Below are 1,573 nucleotides of genomic sequence, written 5' to 3' on the forward strand. Positions count from 1 at the left end.
CGCTAACGAACGAACAATCGATGTGACAGTCGCCACAAGAAGACAGTTTTTATTACATAACGCCGTTTTAGAGGATGTTTTTGACACCGATGTTGCGATTCAGCATCCGCTACTAGTTAAGACTTTACAAGCAAATAAAAATAGCCAGATGAGTTCCATTACCGCAACAATTCAGCAAGAACAAAACATCATCATTCGTGATACCCAAAGCACAGCACTGTTAGTAAATGGAATCGCTGGCAGTGGTAAAACCTCGGTTGTCTTGCAACGAATTGCTTATTTACTTTACCGTTACCGCGATAATCTAGTATCAAGTGACATGTTGCTCCTTACGCCAAACACATTATTTACTAACTACATCAATCAAGTTCTCCCTAGTCTCGGTGAAAAATCGCCGTTACAAATGACCTTTGCTCAACTATTGACTACCTTTATCAATAAATCAATTCCTTTTGAATCGGACACTAGTCATGTCCAAGATTTAGCCAATAAGTTAGATGATTGGGTGCTGACAGCTGCTGACTTCAAAAATATCACTTTGAACGATGTCACTATTTTCAGTCAGGCAGATATTAAGCAATTTTTCGAACAAACGTCGAAAGCTATGTCTTTGACTAAACGTATAACGGCGTTATCTTCCATTTTGACTGCTGAAATCGAATCAAGAATTGAACAGGCTTCGAAAGATGGTAAAGTTCAGGCTGAATTATCAGACTTAACCGACTCTCAGCAGGAAAAAATCTTTGGTCGTTTAATTTCACCCAGTTCTGACCTTGCCGTTCAAAAAGCCACTAAAAGAATGTTACTGTGGCGCAATCGTAAACTTCTGAAACAGATCGATCAAAAGGCATGGTTGAATATTTCTCAAATTATAAAATCAGTCTTGAATACCCACCAAATCAACGATTTAGATTATACTTTCACCCGTTTAAAACTATTGGATCTAGCACAGAAGAATCTTAGATTTGTGATAATTGACGAAATTCAAGATTATTCTTTGGACCAAATATTATTTTTACTGACTGCGTTTCCCAAGGCACATTGGACCTTGGTAGGAGATCAATTTCAATCTATTTTAGAGTCCAGCCATCCTTTGACCTTTAATAATCTAATGGGACTATTTGAGTCACATCATATCGCCGTTACACAAAGAAATTTGTATACCAGCTATCGCTCAAGTGGTGCCATCACTAAGGCTTTCATCAAACACGGATCTCCCAATTTAATTGATAAGGTCAATACGATTCAGATCGGTGGTAAAGAACCTGAACTTATTGAAAATCAAGATTTTGAATCACTACTTATTAATTTAAAGTCTGAAATAAAACAGCTAGATAACGGTGAACTCTCGGCCATCATAACAAGTGACCTTCACCTAGCTCAAGCAATTCATGACCAAATAAAACAGACAGTTCTGGGCACTACTGCCGAGAAACTGCCTGCATCTGGAATCATAGTTTTACCCTTAACTTTAGCCAAGGGACTGGAATTCGACAATGTTATTATTGCCGATGTTAATTCAAAATATTATCTTGATACTGCTTTTTCAAGAGCATCACGAACACTTATCATT

Annotated in this window: 1 protein-coding gene; it reads left to right on the plus strand. The window is 37.6% G+C overall.

Annotated features, from left to right (window positions below; all coding sequences use genetic code 11):
* Nucleotides 1–1,573: UvrD-helicase domain-containing protein (locus FHL06_RS12830; protein WP_153386976.1), on the plus strand; the 1,573-nt coding region annotated here is incomplete at both ends.

It is taken from the genome of Companilactobacillus halodurans (genome assembly GCF_009600985.1).
In the GTDB taxonomy this organism is placed as follows: Bacteria; Bacillota; Bacilli; order Lactobacillales; family Lactobacillaceae; genus Companilactobacillus; species Companilactobacillus halodurans.